We start from the raw sequence: 18985 nt of genomic DNA on the forward strand, positions 1-18985 counted from the left end.
CGCGCGGTGGACGTGCACTTGGCTACACTGTCGTTTATTCAGCAGTTTTCAGCCTATCGCGCCTAGCCATGCCCATGCCCCACTTGCACCATTCTTTCTCGTCAGCCGCCCCCGCCCTCCAACACGCACAACGCACTGCGCGCTGGTTAGCCTTGGGTTTATGCGTGACTTTGGCCGCTTGCACCCCGTATGCCGGCGTGAGTGTGCCTGTGGGGCCCGTATCAGTGGGCGTAGGTGCCAGCAGCGGCGGCGTCTCGATGGGTGTTGGCACAGGGGTCGGACCGGTAGGCGTGGGTGTGGGCGTGAACCAACGCGGCCAAGTCACGGGTTCGGCCGGTGTGGGCGCCAGCACCAGCCTGGGTGACAGCAATGCCCGTATTGGCGCAGGGGTGGGCAGCAGCACGACCTTGTACGACCCGCAAAACAAGCAAGCGCCGGCCAACGCACCGGCAGCAGTGGTGCAACCGGGCACAGTACCTGCTGCCCCAGCCAACACAGCGCCCGCGCCCGCCGCAACCCAAGGCAACACTCTCTGGCGTGACGCCCAAGGCAATGCCGTGCCCGCCTGCAAGGTACGTGGGCAGTGCTAAGCCGCTGTGGCTTGAATCATTGGACGCTTATTTGTAAAGCACAACGGCTGTGCGCATTGGCCAATCCAACAGAAAACCAAAACATATAGATGCATATGGCATTCCGTGCGCGCTGCCTGGTTGGAGATTCTCGCCGGGCAGGTAGCCCAACTGCGGTTTTGCCGCGCATGGCATCCTTTTGGTCTTCAACGCGGTTTGCGACAAGATCGTAAACAGGTTTTTTTAAGCAGCAGGCATGCGCAACGGAATCGTCACCGGCCCATCGTTGACCAAGGCCACTTGCATGTCGGCTGCAAATTCGCCTGTGGCCACGCTGGCATGCTTGAGCCGGGCTTGCGCAACCATGTGTTCGTACAAGCTGCGGGCCAGTGCGGGCTCGGCTGCGGCGGTGAAGCTGGGACGGTTGCCGCTGGAGAGATCGGCGGCCAGCGTGAATTGGCTCACCAGCAGCAAGCCCCCTTGCACGTCTTGCACGCTCAGATTCATTCGGCCAGAGGCATCGCTAAAGATGCGCAGTTTGAGTATCTTGTCCAGCATCTTGTCGGCCACTTGGACAGTATCGCCCGGCTCTGCGCACACCAGTACCAGCAAGCCTTGTGCAATCTGGCCGACGGTTTGACCTGCAACATCTACCCGTGCTTCGCGCACCCGCTGTATCAACACCTGCATCGCTACCTCATTGGAAAGTTTGAGCACCGATTGTAGGTAGCTTGGGCACGCCGGCAGACGCAAATGGAAGAGATTAATGGGCTGCTGCTGGGGCCCAAGTCTGGGCATCCTGGTAGTCAGTCGCATGCAAAACGGCACGCATTGTCGCCAAGGCCACGGCTTCATTGGCCATCGCAGTCAGCACCAGCATACCGGGCGATTGTGTTTGCTGGCGTGTGGACAGCGCAAACAAGGTGTCGCCATCACTCATGGTGTGCACCGGCGTGATAGTGCGGGCCAGGCCATCGTGGCCGGCCATGGCCAAACGCTGCAGCTGCGGCTTGGCCAAGGTGGTGTTGGTGGCGATCACGCCAATGGTGGTATTGGTGCCTGCGATCACCGGCATGGGTGCTTCGCCAGCCAACAGCCGCTCGTACGCATCGACCATCACCCTGCTGTCGGCAGTTTGCCGCGCACCGGCCAGCAAGTGCCCCTGGTATGGGTGGCGCACGTCACCTACCGCATTGCAGGCAATCAAGGCACCGACCGTGGTGCCCTCCAGCGTGATTGAGGCAGAGCCGATACCACCACGCATGGCCCGGTCAGCGCCAAATATTTTGCCCACCAAGGCACCGCTGCCGGCGCCCACATTGCCCTGCGCCAAAGGCCGCTGACCAGAGCTCGCCTTGGCGTGCATGGCTGCCTCACAGGCGTCATAGCCGCATTGCGCATCCGGGCGAATACGGGCGTCGCCAAGCAGCAAGTCATACAGCACGGCAGCCGGCACAATCGGCACTTGCGCAGCACCAGTCTGCAGGCCATAGCCATGCGCTTCGAGCCAACGCATCACGCCTGTGGCTGCCTCCAAACCAAACGCACTGCCGCCGCATAGCGCAATCGCATGCACTGATTCGACCAGATTACCTGGCGTGAGCAAATCGGTCTCACGCGTGCCAGGGGCAGCTCCGCGGACATCGACAGCAGCGCAAGCGCCTTCTGGCACCAACACGACCGAACAACCGGTTGCACGGCGCTGCATTTGCGCATGGCCTACGCACAGGCCTGCAACGTCGGTGATGCAGCTCGCGAGTGCCAATTTCTGGTCGAATGGGTGCATGGGTGTCTGGTGCTAGGTGTGGATAGAGGGCTGCCCCTGCAACGCGCCAATAGTGCGCAGTCAGCGCAGCCGCCAAATACCATCAACGGCTTTACGCGCGTGAGGCAACAAACGCTTATTCGATTTCTTCGAATATCAGCACTGGTTGCTCGGTTGCGCGCATCAGATTATTCAGATTGCGCTGGATGCCATTGGCGAAATAGCTGTTTTGCGTGTCGGGCTCCAGCGCGGCAGCAGCCAAATTGGCCAGTGGTTGGCCCATCGGAATATAGTAGCTGCCCGCGGGCACCTGCACAGTCAGCGGAGCCAGGTTGACCGTGACCTGTCTGATGGGGCCCTCACCGACTATGGCGCCGTGTGGATCTTGCCTGCGGCCTTCGCTGCGGCCGGTCTCGACATACTGCTGCACTTGCAGCTCTCCGCTCTCGGCCACGCGCAACACCGACAGGCCCAGCATTTGCAAACGGGCCACTACGTCGTTTTCGCTGCTCGCGAGCAAATAGCCGCATGGGCGGTTGCGCTCTTGCGTGGAGCGCAGCGCCAGAGACGATTTCCAAGGCAGCTGGCGCACGATATCGGCCCCGGAGACGGGGTCCAGCATCGTGATTTGGCGCTGCTCCTGGGTTTGCGCAGCATCGACGATCAAATTGCCATGGCAGGCCTGCGAGGCGGCATCGCGCTCCACAAACTCCTGCACCTGGCGCAAATGGCCTGCGCGTGCGGCTGCTTGCTCAAGGACTTTGCCGTTGGCCACGACATGGGTGTGGACACGGCGCTGAATATGTTCACGCCCGATGCCAATACCGCGTGTTTCAACCAACAGGCTGACGGCATTTTTGAGGCCGTTCACATTGCGACCGGTATCCGGGCGGATGCCCCCCATCGCCAGACCGGCGTCTTGCGGATCGACTGGCGTTGAAAAATACCATTGCGTGGTGAGATTGTCTTTCTTCAAGGCCTCAAACATGGGGTCAACAAACCACTCGCCCGAAGCTTTGACAACAAACTCACCAATATTGGGCGTGTTCGCGTATTGCAGCATCGCGTCGTAGGACTGCAGCGCTTTGAACTTCTCTTCAAAACGGCCTCCGACCATGTATTCGTGGTTGTCCACAACCACCAGTGGGCGGTAGTCACGCACCAAACGGGCCAGCGCGCGCGCCTCAGGTGATCGCAGCAGCAGGTGGTCGCGATTCAGATCCAGCTGGTTACTCAAAGCACGTGTTTGTGTAGCCGCTCCATCGGGGTTGGCGAGGGGCACGACAATCACATTGATCGAATCCAGCACCCCACTCCACGGTCCTTTGAGCAACTGCTTGGCCGTCACCAGCAAGGCTTCGCCGCCAGCGGGCTCGTTGCCGTGTTGCTGTCCAATGAACAGCACGGTGGGTTTGTTTGAGCGGGCAAAGTCAGCAGGCGTCGAGCCCGCACCTTTGCTCATGAACAAGGCATGGATGTCTGCACCTTGCTGGCTTTTGCCAATTGACTGCAGATTGGCCGTCAGCCCTGCATTTTTCCCTGCCACCAGCTCACTCAAAAAAGCACGCACTTCCTCGTTCGAGCTGAAAGTCTGGCGTCCCTCTTGCAGTCCTGGCGTCACATACTGCACATTGGGCGCAGGGAAACGGGCTGCGACTGCATTGCTGTAGCTGGCAGGCGCAGCGCTTGGCGTGCCTACTGGAGGCAATTGCTTGCCCTGCTCTGTCCCTGGGCTTTGCCACGGCGGCAGTGGTGTAGTCGAGCAGGCAGCCAGCAATGCAGCGGCCAGGGCCAATGCACTGTATTTCAACCCTTTGGTCTTGAAGTTCTCGCGCTTCATCATGGACATGTTCGACTCACTCCGTGCTGTCTTTGATCATTGGTTGGTGCTTAGGCGCGGTTGTCGCCCTGAGCGCCACTTACGTTGCCAACGCCAAAACGCAGCTGGTGCTGCGCTGGCTACGATTTGGCCCAGCCAACCATACCATATCTTGCCGTGTAGTCGATGCCAAATGCGCGTAGATTGCGCGCCTAAACGCCCTCTTGGCTCAGGGAGGCGGCCAATTTAGTGGGCATTTCAGTTGGCATTTCACTCAAGCAAACGCAAACATCGTTACCTGGCATGGCTGCCACTGTGCATGCGTGCTGGCAAGACATGCACAGGCGAGCCATCGCCTGCCAATTGCCTCGATTGCAACGATAAAATGCCTTGCCTCTCAATGGCTTCTACAACACCCGCTTTTGGACACACAAGGCGTATGCGCAACAGCTCTACCAACTCCTCCATCACAAGCCATTTCTTGCCCTGCACACGCTGGCTGAAAAAACCAATTGCGCAGTGGAGCCTGCTGGCCAGCTGCGTACTGTTGTCCGCTTGTAGTTCGCAAGCGCCAGAACACCCGCTGCAATACGCGCCGGCCAATAGCTTGTTTGTGGCGGCCAACCTGGAGCCTTTGCCTGAACAGGCGCGCCAGTTTCAAGCCACCGTTTCAGCCCCATTGAAAGCCTTGTGGGCGCAGTGGTTGCCGTACCTGGAAAAAGACCTGCCCCAGGACGAAGGCGGCCAGCGCGCGCAGCATTTGCTCAACTACCTCGGCCGGACCTTGTCCGAACAAGGTCTGGCAGGATTTGGCATTGCCCCCAACGCCCTGTATGCGTTGTATGAAGTCGAGTTGCACCCAGTGCTGCGCCTGGCTGTTTCGGAGCCTGCCAAGCTGCGCCAACTGATCACAGAAATCGAAACTTTCAGAGGCCGCAGCTATGACACTGCGCAATTGGAGCACCTGACTTACTGGCGCATTCCTTTGTCGGATATCCACCCCCAACAACTGGTTAACCAGGTTGAGCGGCTCAGCCAGCATAACCTGTATGACGCGCCTTGGGCCGACCTGGAGCCATTGCCACGGTGGTCTGGCACTGACAGTCCTGTGATGGCACCGCATCTGTTGGTGGCGCTCAGTGACAAAGACCTGGTTGTCACGTTTGAGCGCCCTACCGAGGCGTCATTGCGGCCCAAGCTCCTGGGCATTGAAAAACCCGCCAGCACCATCTGGGATGCCAAAACACTGCAAAAGGTCAATGAGCGCCACGGCCTGAGCCCATACGGGACCTTTTGGCTAGAGACCGCCCGTGTGCTGCAGTTAGCGGGCATTGCACCCGAGACCGCCAGCGCCAAGGAGCAAGAGCAGGCCAAGCAGCGCTCGATCATTCACACTTCGCTGTCAGGCGCTTGCGTGCGTGAATTGACGCAATTGGCCGCTCAAGTGCCAGAGCTGGTTGTAGGTGTCACTGAAATGAACGCGACACTGTTCAAAGCCAAAATGTCGCTGGCGCTAGAGCCTGCTGTGCGCGAAGACTGGCGCCAAATGCAAGCGCCACTGCAGGGCTGGCAGGCCCAGCCCGGCTTGATGGAGCTGGGCCTGAGCATGCGCATTGACAAGCTGGCCGCCTGGCTGCAAAAAACCATGAATGCAGTCCATGCCAAGCCTTTTGAGTGCGAGCAACTGCAGCCCTTGAATGCGATTGCCCAAAGCCCTAAGACGATCCAGTCGCTAGCGCCGCTGTATGCGGTGGGCAGCACGGCCACCGGTTTTTACGCACGTTTGACGGATCTGGAGATGCACGACGATGCCCCTATCCCCAAAGGCATGGTGCTCGCGCAAAGCGCCAATCCACGCGGTTTGTTGGCGTATTTGTCAATGATGACACCGAAGCTGGCGCAAATGTCTATCCAACCGGGCATGGCGCCGCAGCCATTCACGGTGGCCTCTGAGGAATGGCAGGCCTTCAACATCCCGACCTTCATTGGCTTGTCTGAGACGGCTTTGGGCGTGGCCGCAGGCGATGCAGCGGCCACTCAGATGCACAGCCTGCTCGCGCAGGCCGAGAGCGAGCCTGCGCCATTTTCTTTCTCGCGCTACAGCGGTGCGTTTTTTGCAGACATCATGGAGCCCATCATGTGGGACGCGTATGCCAAGTACGAAGCCCAAGCGCAGCAGACCAAAGCAGCGCTGGCAGATTTCGAAGGCAATACAGTGCCTGATGCTGCTGCGCAGCAGCAGGAGCAGGAATTGAATGAACAAGCCCGCCAAGCCATGCGCACCGCCTGGAACTGGGTGCGCCTCTTCAACACCGTGGGCGATGCGGCCACCGTTGGCGCCCAGGGGCTGGAATACCAGTTTTATATCCAGTTAGCCACCACGCAGCCATCCCCTGCGGCGCGATGAGAGCACTGGAGCAGCTCAGTGGCGCACTATAAGCGCAGTTGCTGCTTCAAAAATGCAGCAATCGCCTGGTGCGCGCGCGCTGCTTCGGGCAAAACGCGGCCCATTTTGATGAACTCATGGGCCACGCCGCGGTAGATTTCTATATCGACCTCAACGCCTGCCATGCGCAACTGGTCGGCATAGGCAATGCCTTCATCGACCAAAGGATCGCACTCGGCCAGAATCAGCACCGCAGGCGCTACGCCGCCCAATTCAGGCGCTAACAGGGGCGCAAAATGCCAATCCTCACGGTCTGCGTCATCAATGTATTGGCCAAAGAACCAGGTAATCAAAGGCGCAGTCAGTACTGGTCCCTGCGCATAGCGACCATGGGAGGGCGTGTCCTGGTGCGCACAGGTACCTGGATAAATCAGACATTGCGCACGCAGTGGCAAATCGGCATCGCGGGCCATCAAGGCGATCACGGCCGCCAAGGTGCCACCAGCACTGTCACCGGCCACAGCCAATAGGCTGGCATCCACACCCCACTGCAAGCCCTGCGTGGCCAGCCAATGCAAGCTGTCCCAGCAGTCATGCACTGCCGTCGGAAAACGGTATTCAGGCGCGAGCCGGTATTGCAGCGACACAACCATTGCTCCAGTATTGGCAGCAATGCGCCCGCACAACACATCATGTGTGTCAATGCCACCAATCGTGAAGCCACCACCGTGCAGGTACAACACGGTCGCGCGCGGGCTGTCTGCCGATGGCTGTGCGCCGCTCCAATACAAGCGCACAGGCAAGGCGCCTGCATCGCGCGACTGGATCTGCGCATCGCGCGTGCTGATGGACTGCGGCATGTCTTCTTCCAGCACTTGGGCGCCTAGCTGATACGCCTGCCTGGCCTGCGCTGGGCTCAACGTATTGAAGGGCGGGTGGCCCGCACGTTGCATGCCATTGATCACAGCACGCATCGACGTTGTGAGTTGCGGCCACCAAGGTTCTTTGCTTGAATCGGTCATCTATTGGTATCTAAGAACGTGTTTACGATCTTTTTACAGAACGCGTTGAAGCCCAAAAGGAGCTGCAAGGTACAAAAAAGCGCATTGCGGCGTTGCCCGTTGTGCTCATAGACACGTTTGAGCGGCAACAGGCGCCTTGCACTGCCTCTTTTTTGTGCCTTGCGCGACTGCAAAAAATTCGTAAACACGTTCTAACTGGGTATTTGGCTGGCGGCACTGTTGCATGCAGCGCGCTGCAATGTGCGCAAAAACACATTCTAGGCATATTCAACCGCCATCATGGTGTAGATAATGCCCCAGCACAGTAGCTTGCACTATTTTGACTCTTGCATGCGCTTTCACTTTTGCATGCGCGCCCTATTCTTATCCATGCGATTTATGCCACACAGCCCCTTTGAAACTGCATCGACCTCCAATCCAGCTCTGCACACCCACACAGAAACCACCAGCTGGCTGCATGAAGCGCTACGCCGCATTGAAGCAGACTACCAGCGCAGTGCCGATACGCATTTGATTCCACTGCCTGCGCCCGCCTTGTCCAAACTGGGGATCGATTTGTACCTCAAGGACGAGTCGACCCATCCGACTGGCAGTTTGAAGCACCGCCTGGCCAGATCCCTGTTTTTGTATGCGCTGTGCAATGGCTGGATTGGCGCAGGCTCTACGATTGTTGAGTCCTCTAGCGGCTCAACAGCCGTCAGCGAAGCGTATTTTGCCCGCCTGTTGGGCCTGCCTTTTGTCGCAGTAATGCCGCGCAGCACATCGGCAGAGAAGGTGCAGCTGATCGAGTTTTATGGTGGCAGATGCCACTTTGTCGAGCGCGCCTGCGAGGTGTATGAAGCAGCCCGCCAGATTGCTGAGGACACCGGTGGCCATTACATGGACCAGTTCACCTACGCCGAGCGGGCCACCGACTGGCGAGGCAATAACAATATTGCCCAAAGCATGTTCGTGCAAATGCAGCATGAGCGCGCCCCCATTCCCAGCTGGATTGTGGTGGGCGCGGGCACCGGCGGCACCAGCGCGACAATTGGGCGTTTTGTGCGCTACCAGCAATACACTAGCCAGTTGTGCGTGGCTGATCCGCAGGGTTCGGTGTTCAGTGCCTACCACCGCAGTGGCGATGCCAGCCTGACCACCAGCGGCTCGCGCATCGAAGGCATTGGCCGCCCACGCCCCGAGCCCAGTTTTATCCGCCAACTGATTGACCGCATTGAAGATGTCGCCGATATCGAATCAGTTGCCGCGATGCAAGCTCTCTCCACAGTGCTGGGCAGAAAAGTAGGCCCATCCACTGGCACCAACTTTGTCGCGATGTTGCGCTTGGCGCAAGAAATGCAGGCAGCAGGCCAAAGCGGCTCCATCCTGTCTTTGTTGTGTGACTCCGGTGAGCGCTATCCACACACCTACTTCAATCCGCAATGGCTGCAAGACCAGCTCGGCATTGATTTGAGCGCTTGTGCGCAGCTGCAACAGCACTATCTGTCTTTGTTGTAAGAGCCTGTTTACGATCAGCAAACCCGTCTCAGGCATGCTTGCCACAGCAGTGGGAGATCCGCTATCGCGTTTGCACGCTCTGCCAAGCCCTCGTTGCTTGAATGCGTGCGGCCTCAGAATGGATCGCAAGGCGTCTTTTGACAACCGTCGCCGACGCCAGGAACAACACAAGGACCGCCGCAGCGGATCGCCTGAGAGCCTGCGCGCAAGCCTCCACACGGATTTTTGCAAAGCATCCGTAGTTGTCACCTATGGGAAAAGGATGCTGCTGTTTTGGCCTATTATGGCTGCGCAGTTCGCATGAAAGATCCGCTCTGAGGTGCCATGCAAGAGCTATCTAAGAGCCTGTGGCAGACTCTACGAACCTGTTCATCATCCCCACGCAGCCGCGTTGAAGCCCCAAAGGATGCAATGCGCGGAGATTATGAACCGGCTCTGAAAACAACAATCCAGGAGACCACCCATGGCATTCATCAACTACGTCACCCAAATTCAATTTGACTTTGGCGCGATTGCACATTTGCAGCAGGAATGCCAGCGCATTGGCATCGTCAAACCCCTGATCGTCACCGACGCAGGCGTGCGTGCTGCCGGCATTCTCAGCAAGGTCCAAGCGCAGCTCAAAGGCTTTGACTATGCGGTGTTTGACCAAACCCCATCCAATCCCACTGAGGCAGCGGTGCTGGCTGCGACCCAGGTCTACCAAGAGCAGCACTGTGATGGCTTGATCGCTTTGGGCGGCGGCTCACCGATTGACTGCGCCAAAGGCGTCGCCATTGCGGTATCCCATCCAGGCCCGTTGAAAACCTATGCGACGATTGAAGGCGGCTCACCGAAGATCACCGCCGAGGTCGCCCCCATCATTGCGATTCCCACCACCAGTGGCACAGGCAGTGAAGTCGCCCGCGGCGCCATTTTGATTGTCGAAGATGGCCGCAAACTGGGCTTTCACTCTTGGTTTCTGGTGCCCAAAGCAGCCATTTGCGACCCTGAGTTGACCTTGGGATTGCCTGCAGGACTGACAGCAGCCACCGGCATGGATGCGATTGCGCACTGCATGGAAACTTTCATGTCTTCAGCCTTCAATCCTCCCGCCGATGGCATTGCGCTGGATGGCTTGACACGTGGCTGGGGCAACATCACTGAAGCCACCTACCACGGCGACAACCGCCAGGCCCGCCTGAACCTGATGGCCGCCAGCATGCAAGGCGCAATGGCGTTCCAAAAAGGGCTGGGCTGTGTGCACTCGCTCAGCCACAGCCTGGGCGGCATCAATCCCAAGCTGCACCATGGCACCTTGAACGCGGTGTTTTTACCCGCTGTGCTGCGCTTTAACGCGCAAGCGGACAATATCATCCAAGAGCAGCGTATGCAGCGCATGGCCCAGGCCATGGGCATGGAATACCGCAAAGACGCCAGCGCTGCTGACGTGGCTGCGCAACTGGCCAAACTGGTGCAACTGCGCAATGAAGAGCTGGGCATGCCCAAAGGCCTGGCACAGATGGGCGTACAAGAGCAAGATTTCCCGCTGATCATAGAGCGTGCCTTGGTCGACCATTGCCATGCGACCAATCCAATCCATGCCACGCCAGCGCAGTACCGCCAAATGTTGGAAGAGTCGATGTAAGAGCCTGTTGAAAGGCGTCGCACCACAGCTGATCGGATCTTGCTCAGCAATGGAGATGCAATGGATTGAGGCCGCACAAGTGCTTTTTTGCAACCAAAGCACTATCTGGCTCCTACAATCACAGCATCTCATCTCCAGATTGCCCCCGACACATGAAAAACGGTGAACGCCTTGCGGCGGTGGACCTCGGCTCCAACAGTTTCCGCTTGGAAATCAGCATCATGCACAACGGCCACCTGCAAAGGGTGGAGTATTTGAAGGAAACCGTGCGACAAGGCGGTGGTTTGGATGCCGACAGCAACCTGTCGGAAGAAGCCATGGAACGCGGTTGGCAATGCTTGGCACGCTTTGGCGAACGTTTGCGTGATTTCCGTCCGTCCCAAGTCAGTGCGTTGGCCACACAAACGCTGCGCGAGGCCAGAAACCGCCAGGCTTTTCTCAACAAAGGCCAGCAGCTGCTAGGCCACCCAATTGAGGTTATCTCTGGCCAGGAAGAAGCGCGCCTGATCTACCAAGGCGTGACATATTTGCTTCCGCGCAATGTTCAAGAGCAGCGCCTGGTAATCGATATTGGCGGCCGCTCGACCGAGGTGATTGCCGGCACCGGCAGAGTCTCACTAGAAGCCGTCTCGCTGCCATTTGGCAGTGTGTCATGGTCGCAGCGCTTTTTTGCCGAAGGCAAGCTCAGCGCGAAATGCTTTGCCAAAGCCGAGGTGGCGGCCAATGCAATCATTGAAGAGCATCTAGGGCGTTTTTCGCTTTATCCGCGCGACCATGTATATGGCGCCTCGGGCACGATGGGCGCAGTGGCGCAGGCACTCAGTCAATTGGGCGGCGAGAAACAAATCATCACACGCGAAGGTGTTGAGCGCCTTAAGGCGATGCTGATTGAGGCCCAGCACATCGACAACCTGCAGTTCGCAGGCCTGCGCGATGACCGCAAACCAGTGATTGGCGGCGGCATTTCCATTTTGCTGGCCCTGATGAATATGTTTGGCATGGAGCGCATGCAAATCTCCGAAGGCGCGTTGCGCCAGGGAGCGTTACTCGACTTGGTGCAACGCGATGACCACGACGCCAAACGCCGTGATATTCGCCAAAACTCGGTCGCCAGCCTGATCCAGCGCTTTGGATATGATCGCGCTCAGGGCGAGCGCATCGCCTCTGTCGGCCAAGCAATCTGGACGGCCTTGAACCCGCATGGGCTGTGGTCGGACGATGATTTGCAAACACTGCAATGGGCGGGCCAGTTGCATGAAATCGGCGTCAGCATTGCGTATGAGCGCTTCCACCACCACGGTGCCTATATCTTGCATTATGGCGATTGCCCAGGCTTTCTGCCATCCGAGCGAGAGCGCTTGGCCAATTTGATCGTCGGCCATCGCGGCAAGCTCAAGAAAGTAGCCGCTGCCATTGAACAGGACGCCAGCTTTGCCTACCAGCTGATGTGCTTGCGCCTTGCCGTTTTGCTGTGCAATGCACGCAAAGACCCGCAATTACAGGCGTTGCAGTGGGCGTTGCAAAAAGACGGCTCGGTTGCAGTCAGCGTAAGCCGAGACTGGACACTCAGCCATCCGCAGTCGTATTACCTGCTACAGGAAGAAGCCAGTACCTGGGAGAAAATGCCCATCCATCTGAGCATTTCAGTCGATTAACGAGCAACCCGCACGGCAGCAGTCACTGGCCTTGCTGCTCACGAAAGACCTTGGCCGCACTGAAATGTCCGCAGCCAATGAATGGCTTGGGTGGGCGCAGCGCCGACAAGGGCGATGGGTGGTTGGCCTGCAACACCAAGTGTCCTTTGTCAGACGGAATCAGTGCTTGCTTGGACTGTGCATGCGCGCCCCACAGCATGAACACCACCGGCCGATCAGCTTGTGCTACCTGGCTAATGAGTGCATCGGTCAGCACTTCCCAGCCTTTACCTGAGTGGCTCGCCGCTTGCCCCTCCTCCACCGTCAAGCAGGTATTGAGGAGCAGCACGCCATCTTGCGCCCAGGCGACCAAACTACCGCCCGGCTGCGGAAACGCCGGTGGCAGCGTGCCTAAATCGCGCTGGATTTCCTTGTAAATATTGCGCAGCGAGGGCGGCAGCCGCACACCGGGTGTGACAGAAAAAGCCAGCCCCTCGGCTTGCCCACGTCCATGGTAGGGGTCTTGCCCCAGAATCACCACCCGCACGTCTTCAGGCTTGGTCAACTCCAAGGCCCTCAAAGGCTGCGGCGGAAAAATCACCGCACCAGCATCGATGCGTTGTTGCAAAAAATGCAGCAATTGGGCGCCAGCAGGTGAGGCAAAAAACTGATCAACCGCAGTTTGCCAACCCGCAGCCACCGGCCAAGCCGCCGGATTGGCAGTCAGCAACTGTTGGCTCATCAGGGCATTGGCAGCTGCATCGGCAGCTTGGCTGAACAGGTCTTGGTTCATCATGGTGTGTATGGCTAAGCAGATGGTCTTGAAGGCACCATGCAATAACCAATCATTGGGGCTAGAGAGTGCACCAGTGTAGCGCGTTGCCGATGGCCATCGCTCCATCCGATCGAGTGCTGCCCTAGAAGGTGCAAAAAAAAGCCGCTGGCGTCTCACACCTGCGGCTTTGAAATATATCCTAAGCAATACGTTTACTTGGCTGCACCAAAGCTGGCTGAACTTGGATTGGCCGTAAAGCGGTACCCCACGCCACGCACCGTCTCCACCATATTGCCGGCCTCGGTCAAGGCTTCACGCAAACGCTTGATATGCACATCCACCGTACGCTCTTCAATGAATACATGGTCACCCCAGACCTTGTCGAGCAGTGAGGAGCGGCTGTGCACGCGCTCAGGATGCTGCATCAAAAAGTTCAGTAATTTGAACTCGGTCGGCCCCATCTTCAACGGGTTACCCGCCAGCAAGACCCGGTGCGCCGACGTGTCCAAATGCAGGCTACCAATTTGCACCGCCTCACCGGCTTGCTCAGGTGCGCGGCGTCTGAGCACCGCGCGGATACGGGCTAGCAACTCCTGGATAGAGAATGGCTTGGTCAAATAGTCATCGGCACCGGCATCCAGTCCTGCAACCTTGTCGGGCTCATCGCCACGGGCAGTCAGCATCAGAATAGGAATGGCTTTGGTGCGAGACTGGCTACGCCATTTACGCGCCAGCGCCAAGCCACTTTGGCCGGGCAGCATCCAGTCGAGCAAAATCACGTCTGGAAGAATGTGGTCCAGCTCACGCTGGGCTGCATCGCCATCCTCTACGCACACAGGATCATAGCCGTAGTGGCGCAAGTTGATGGAGATCAGCTCACTAATCCCCTCTTCATCTTCCACCACCAATACGCGCGGTCCACTCATGGTTCTTTGCACTCCTTACTTCAATGCCGATTCGACGTTTTCTACCGAGGTGTGACGAACGTCTTTGCCTTTGACCATAAACACAATCAGTTCGGCCAGGTTTTTGGCATGGTCGCCAATGCGTTCAATCGATTTGGCCAAGAACAGCAAGTCCATGCTGATGGAGATTTTGCGAGGATCTTCCATCATGTAGGTCACCAACTTGCGGATGTAGCCTTCGTATTCACGGTCGATCACATCGTCTTGCTTGAGGATGTCAACCACATTGGTGATATCACGACGGGCGAATGCATCCAAGGCACGGCGCAGTTGATTGGCAACCAACTCACCAGCGAACTTCAGATCGCGAATTGGCAGGTTGTGTGGCGCACTGGTCTCAATGATGTTCTTGATAATGCGGCCACTTTTGCTGGCTTCATCACCAATACGCTCAAGATCTGCCGTGGCTTTTGAGATCGCAATCAACAGACGCAAATCTTTAGCCGTAGGCTGGCGCGTTGCGATCACGGTAGAGATCTCCGCGTCCAGCTCCACATCCAGTGCGTTGACGCGCACTTCCAAGCGCTCAATCAAGTCAACCGCATGGCTGTCCAGATTGGTTAAGGCGTCAATCGCGTATTTGATTTGCGACTCCACCAAGCCCCCCATTTCCATGATCAAGGAGGAGATCGAATTCAGTTCTGCTTCGAACTGGGATGATGAATGGATATCAGTCATGTCGTTAGCCTTCCCAAAATCAACCGAATCGGCCAGTGATGTAGTCTTCCGTTTCTTTGCGCTGCGGCTTGACGAACAGCTCTTTGGTTGGACCGAATTCCATCAGATCACCCAGGTACATGTAAGCGGTGTAATCGCTGCAACGTGCGGCTTGCTGCATGTTGTGGGTTACGATCACAACCGTGTATTCGTCTTTGAGCTCTTCAATCAGCTCTTCAATCTTGCTGGTAGACAATGGGTCCAGGGCCGAGCAAGGCTCATCGAGCAGCAGTACCTCAGGCATCAGTGCAATTCCGCGGGCGATACACAGTCGTTGCTGCTGACCGCCGGAGAGTCCTGAGCCATTTTGCTGCAGCTTATCCTTGACCTCGTTCCACAACGCGGCTTTGCGCAGCGCGCTTTCAACACGGTCGTCCATTTCTGATTTGGACAGGTTTTCAAACAAGCGCACACCGAATGCGACGTTGTCATAAACTGACATCGGGAATGGCGTGGGCTTTTGGAACACCATGCCAACGCGGGCGCGCACCAAGGCTACGTCAAGGTTTTTGGACAGCAAATTATTGCCATCGAGCATGATTTGGCCTTCTGCACGCTGCTCTGGGTAGAGTTCAAACATGCGGTTGAAGGTGCGCAGCAACGTCGATTTGCCACAACCCGATGGGCCGATAAAGGCGGTGACTTTCTTTTCCGGAATGTCCATCGAAATGTTTTTCAATGCATGGAACTTGCCGTAATAAAAATTCAAATCCTTGACCGCAATCTTTGCTGGCTCTTGGGGTTTGATCATTGCTGTAGTCATAGATGCAATTCCTTTTGAGTGGGCAGGCTGCGCTCAGCTGGAGCCTGCCAAGCACTGGTTATTTTTGACGTGTGAAGAAACGAGCCAAGATGTTCAAAGCCAGCACTGCCATCGTGATGATGAACACACCAGCCCATGCCAGGTCTTGCCAATTTTCGTAAGGGCTCATTGCAAACTGGAAAATCACGACTGGCAAGCTCGCCATTGGCTGCGACAGGTCAGTACTCCAGAACTGGTTATTCAGTGAAGTGAACAGCAGCGGCGCGGTTTCGCCGGAAATACGAGCAACAGCCAGCAAAATACCAGTGATTACGCCGGACTTAGCGGCGCGCAAGGTCACCATGGAGATCACCTTCCACTTTGGCGTACCCAGCGCGTAGGCCGCCTCACGCAATCCGTTGGGCACCAGCATCAACATGTTCTCAGTGGTGCGCAGGACAACCGGCACCACAATCAAAGCCAGCGCGGCGACACCAGCGTAGCCTGAGAAGCTCTTGAACTGGGCAACGATGATTGCGTAGACAAACAAACCAATCACGATACTTGGTGCGGAGAGCAAAATGTCATTCACAAACCGTGTGACAGATGCCAACCACCCTTTGGGATTGAACTCAGCCAAGCTGATACCGGCCAAAATGCCAATCGGGGTAGCCACAAAAGTGGCCAAGAGCACCATGATGAACGAGCCATACAAGGCGTTGGCCAAACCACCCGCATCATTAGGCGCCGGTGTGGATTCCGTAAACAGCGTGGCGCTCAAGCCACCAATGCCCAAGCGAATCGTTTCGCCCAAAATCCACAGCAGCCAAAACACCCCAAATGCCATGGCGAACAAAGACAAACCAATCGCAATGGCATTGATGCGCTTGCGTTTATGGAAGCGCGCCAGACGGTCGGCCTCAGTGCCTTTGGCCACAAAAGGTTTAATCAGTGCTGGTTGGCTCATGATTTTTTCCCTTCATTTTTCTGCAAGCGCAGCAACATCAATTTGGACAAGCTCAAGACAATGAAGGTGATAAAGAACAGCAACATGCCCAGGTAGAACAACGAAGACTGGTGCAGGCCCTCACCCGCTTCGGCAAATTCGTTGGCCAAGGTGGCGGTAATACTGGTGGCTGGTGAGAACAACGAAGTAGACAACTGCGCCACGTTACCAATGACAAAGGTCACTGCCATGGTCTCACCCAAGGCACGCCCCAGACCCAGCATGATGCCTCCGACCACACCGGCTTTGGTGTAGGGCAGCACCACTTTCCACATCACCTCCCAGGTGGTTGAACCCAGGCCATAGGCGGACTCTTTGAGCAGCGCGGGCGTAACATCAAATACATCACGCATCACAGAGGCGATGTAAGGAATGATCATGATGGCCAAGATAATGCCAGCAGGCAAAACACCGATACCCATTGGCACACCACTGACCAAGGCACCTAAAATTGGCACATTGCCGAAAATGGCTTGCAGAGGTTGCTGGAAATATTTCACCAGAATCGGGCCAAACACCATCAAGCCCCACATGCCGTACACAATCGATGGTACGGCAGCGAGCAATTCAATCGCAGTGCCCAGTGGGCGTTTGAGCCAAGGCGGCGCCAGCTCGGTCAAAAACAAAGCAATGCCAAAGCTGACTGGAACAGCAATCAGCAAGGCGATGACGGAAGTGGCCAGCGTGCCATAAATCATGGCAAGACCACCAAAGTCTTCCATCACGGGATCCCATTCAGGATTGAAGATAAAACCAACCCCAAACTCTTTAATTGCAGGCCATGCCGAGATCAGCAACGACAGCATGATCCCCAGCAAGAGCAGCAGCGTCAAAATTGCCGCTCCTTGTGCCAAGACACCAAAAACGAGGTCTGGCAGCTTATTGATTTTTCGCTCAGGGGGCGTTTGCCTCCCTCCGCTTTTACCGACCACCGAGGCGGCCTGTTTCTTGGACGCGTTCACAGTGGAGTGCACAGTCATGGCATCAGACACAAGAATTCCTTTTAATAATCACAACGGACCAAGACCAGAGCTCGGCCATTTCCATCGCTTGCTATTGCCCCACTAAAAACCAGAAGGACGATCTCACCCTCTATTGTGATGAGTGCGACCCACTTTTCTATCAAAAACCTGCTTTTTTTCTACGCGAGAGTTAGTCGAGAGATACACATGAAACCCAGAATCAGGCGCTCGCCTTGCACAAGGCGAGCGCCAGTGTCTCTCTCAACCAAAGTTCAGTCTCTCAGGCCAGTGGCTTATTTCCAGCTGATGGCTTTACCAGAGGCGTCTTTAATGTCATCAGTCCACTCTTTGCGAATCATGTCTTTGACGCTTTGTGGCAACGCTACGTAGTCCAGGTCAGACGCGGTTTTGTCGCCGTTGGCGTAGGCCCAGTCAAAAAACTTCAATGCAGCAGCAGCTTTGTCTGCATTGTCTTGCTTGGCATGCATCAGGATATAAGTCGTCGTCGTGATGGGCCATGCTGCTGCGCCAGGCTTGTTGTTCAGGATTTGGTAGAAGCTGTTTTCCCAATCTGCACCAGCTGCTGCCGCTTTGAAGGACTCTTCGCTAGGATGGACAAATTGCCCATCCTTGTTTTGCATTTGTGCATAGGAAATTTTGTTTTGCTTGGCGTATGCGTATTCCACGTAGCCAATCGAGCTTGGCAGGCGGCTCACGAAAGCAGCAACGCCTTCATTGCCTTTACCACCAGCACCTGTAGGCCATTTGACTGCAGTGCCTTCGCCGACTTCTTTTTGCCACTCAGCACTCACTTGGCTCAAGTAGTTAGTGAAACCGAAGGTGGTGCCAGAGCCGTCTGCGCGGCGCACCACAGCGATCAAGTCGTTTGGCAGGTTGACACCTGGGTTGATGGCTTTAATGGCCTCGTCGTCCCAGTTGGTGATCTTGCCCAGGTAGATATTGGCCAGCACCTCGCCGCTCAAACGCAGCTGACCTGGCTCAATGCCGCTGATGTTGACCACAGGAACAATACCGCCGACCACAGTTGGGAACTGGACCAAGCCTTTTTCTTGCAAAGCTTCGTCTTTCAAAGGCGCATCAGAAGCACCAAAATCTACCGTTTTGGCTTCGATTTGGCGCAAACCAGCACCGGAGCCCACCGATTGGTAATTGATACGTACATTGGTTGCCTTGTTGTAATCAGCAGCCCATTTCGAGTACAGCGGTGCAGGGAAGCTAGCACCAGCGCCGTTCACATCCTGCGCCATTGCAGAAGAAGCAGCGGCAAAAGCCATCACGGAAGCGGCAACAGCACGGAAAACAAACTTGTTCATCGAGATCCTCTTTCAGGTTGGTCAAGTAAGACAGTCGTGAATGTAAGAATGTTTTATGACATCAATATGACAGTCATTGTGACAATTTTGTCATTTCGCACTAACATCTTCGTCTCTTTGGCTTCATCGCCTTTAAAAGCTAAGCTATTTGTTAAAAAATCATCC

At 56.5% G+C, this 18985-nt stretch carries 16 protein-coding genes; 5 read left to right on the plus strand and 11 right to left on the minus strand.

The features are described 5' to 3' along the window. Positions 1-74: 74 nt before the first annotated feature. Positions 75-590 carry a hypothetical protein gene (locus E8K88_RS13620; RefSeq protein WP_420813577.1) on the plus strand — a complete coding sequence of 172 codons (516 nt, stop codon included), beginning with the start codon at positions 75-77 and terminating at the stop codon, positions 588-590. Positions 591-812: 222 nt separating this feature from the next. Here E8K88_RS13620 and dtd read toward each other — a convergent pair whose 3' ends face one another. The 3 genes from dtd to E8K88_RS13635 form a co-directional block, all read right to left on the minus strand. Beyond that, positions 813-1259, minus strand: a complete 447-nt coding sequence (dtd, locus tag E8K88_RS13625) for a D-aminoacyl-tRNA deacylase (RefSeq protein ID WP_136407232.1) — start codon at positions 1257-1259, stop codon at positions 813-815. Between the two features lie 73 nt (positions 1260-1332). Continuing rightward, entirely contained in the window at positions 1333-2355 is a 1023-nt protein-coding gene (locus tag E8K88_RS13630) for a P1 family peptidase (RefSeq protein WP_136407233.1), read from the minus strand. 115 nt (positions 2356-2470) lie between these two features. Then, positions 2471-4183 (minus strand): M14 family metallopeptidase, encoded by a 1713-nt coding sequence (locus E8K88_RS13635; RefSeq protein WP_136407234.1) that lies wholly within the window; start codon positions 4181-4183, stop codon positions 2471-2473. 409 nt (positions 4184-4592) lie between these two features. Between E8K88_RS13635 and E8K88_RS13640 the strand changes: the two genes are divergently transcribed. Beyond that, complete coding sequence (locus E8K88_RS13640) at positions 4593-6560, plus strand: hypothetical protein (RefSeq protein WP_136407235.1); 1968 nt, start codon at positions 4593-4595, stop codon at positions 6558-6560. A 26-nt stretch (positions 6561-6586) separates the two neighbouring features. Here E8K88_RS13640 and E8K88_RS13645 read toward each other — a convergent pair whose 3' ends face one another. Further along, positions 6587-7561: an alpha/beta hydrolase gene (locus tag E8K88_RS13645; RefSeq protein WP_240754536.1), complete on the minus strand. Its 975-nt coding sequence runs from the start codon at positions 7559-7561 to the stop codon at positions 6587-6589. 378 nt (positions 7562-7939) lie between these two features. Here E8K88_RS13645 and E8K88_RS13650 point away from each other — a divergent pair, with 378 nt between their 5' ends. The 3 genes from E8K88_RS13650 to E8K88_RS13660 all read left to right on the plus strand — a co-directional run bounded on the left by E8K88_RS13650 (position 7940) and on the right by E8K88_RS13660 (position 12340). Further along, entirely contained in the window at positions 7940-9058 is a 1119-nt protein-coding gene (locus E8K88_RS13650) for a PLP-dependent cysteine synthase family protein (protein WP_136407236.1), read from the plus strand. A gap of 463 nt (positions 9059-9521) precedes the next feature. After that, the gene (locus E8K88_RS13655; protein WP_136407237.1) at positions 9522-10685 is read left to right on the plus strand and encodes an iron-containing alcohol dehydrogenase; all 1164 of its coding nucleotides are present in this window, start codon (positions 9522-9524) and stop codon (positions 10683-10685) included. A 152-nt stretch (positions 10686-10837) separates the two neighbouring features. Beyond that, positions 10838-12340 carry a Ppx/GppA phosphatase family protein gene (locus E8K88_RS13660; protein WP_136407238.1) on the plus strand — a complete coding sequence of 501 codons (1503 nt, stop codon included), beginning with the start codon at positions 10838-10840 and terminating at the stop codon, positions 12338-12340. Between the two features lie 22 nt (positions 12341-12362). Here the strand turns inward: E8K88_RS13660 and E8K88_RS13665 are convergent, their stop codons facing one another. The 7 genes from E8K88_RS13665 to pstS form a co-directional block, all read right to left on the minus strand. Further along, positions 12363-13112 carry a uracil-DNA glycosylase gene (locus E8K88_RS13665; RefSeq protein ID WP_136407278.1) on the minus strand — a complete coding sequence of 250 codons (750 nt, stop codon included), beginning with the start codon at positions 13110-13112 and terminating at the stop codon, positions 12363-12365. Positions 13113-13306: 194 nt separating this feature from the next. Beyond that, positions 13307-14020, minus strand: a complete 714-nt coding sequence (phoB, locus tag E8K88_RS13670) for a phosphate regulon transcriptional regulator PhoB (RefSeq protein ID WP_136407239.1) — start codon at positions 14018-14020, stop codon at positions 13307-13309. A 15-nt stretch (positions 14021-14035) separates the two neighbouring features. Further along, positions 14036-14737, minus strand: a complete 702-nt coding sequence (phoU, locus tag E8K88_RS13675) for a phosphate signaling complex protein PhoU (RefSeq protein WP_136407240.1) — start codon at positions 14735-14737, stop codon at positions 14036-14038. A 19-nt stretch (positions 14738-14756) separates the two neighbouring features. Next, complete coding sequence (gene pstB / locus E8K88_RS13680) at positions 14757-15527, minus strand: phosphate ABC transporter ATP-binding protein PstB (protein WP_420813578.1); 771 nt, start codon at positions 15525-15527, stop codon at positions 14757-14759. Positions 15528-15597: 70 nt separating this feature from the next. Beyond that, positions 15598-16485, minus strand: a complete 888-nt coding sequence (gene pstA, locus E8K88_RS13685) for a phosphate ABC transporter permease PstA (RefSeq protein ID WP_136407242.1) — start codon at positions 16483-16485, stop codon at positions 15598-15600. Then, positions 16482-17504 carry a phosphate ABC transporter permease PstC gene (pstC, locus tag E8K88_RS13690; RefSeq protein ID WP_136407279.1) on the minus strand — a complete coding sequence of 341 codons (1023 nt, stop codon included), beginning with the start codon at positions 17502-17504 and terminating at the stop codon, positions 16482-16484. Before pstC ends, pstA begins: the two co-directional genes overlap by 4 nt. Before the next feature lie 275 nt (positions 17505-17779). After that, on the minus strand, positions 17780-18820 hold the full coding sequence (pstS, locus tag E8K88_RS13695) for a phosphate ABC transporter substrate-binding protein PstS (RefSeq protein ID WP_136407243.1): 1041 nt from the start codon (positions 18818-18820) through the stop codon (positions 17780-17782). Positions 18821-18985: the final 165 nt, after the last annotated feature.

It is taken from the genome of Lampropedia aestuarii (assembly GCF_004803635.1).
Classification (GTDB): Bacteria; Pseudomonadota; Gammaproteobacteria; order Burkholderiales; family Burkholderiaceae_C; genus Lampropedia; species Lampropedia aestuarii.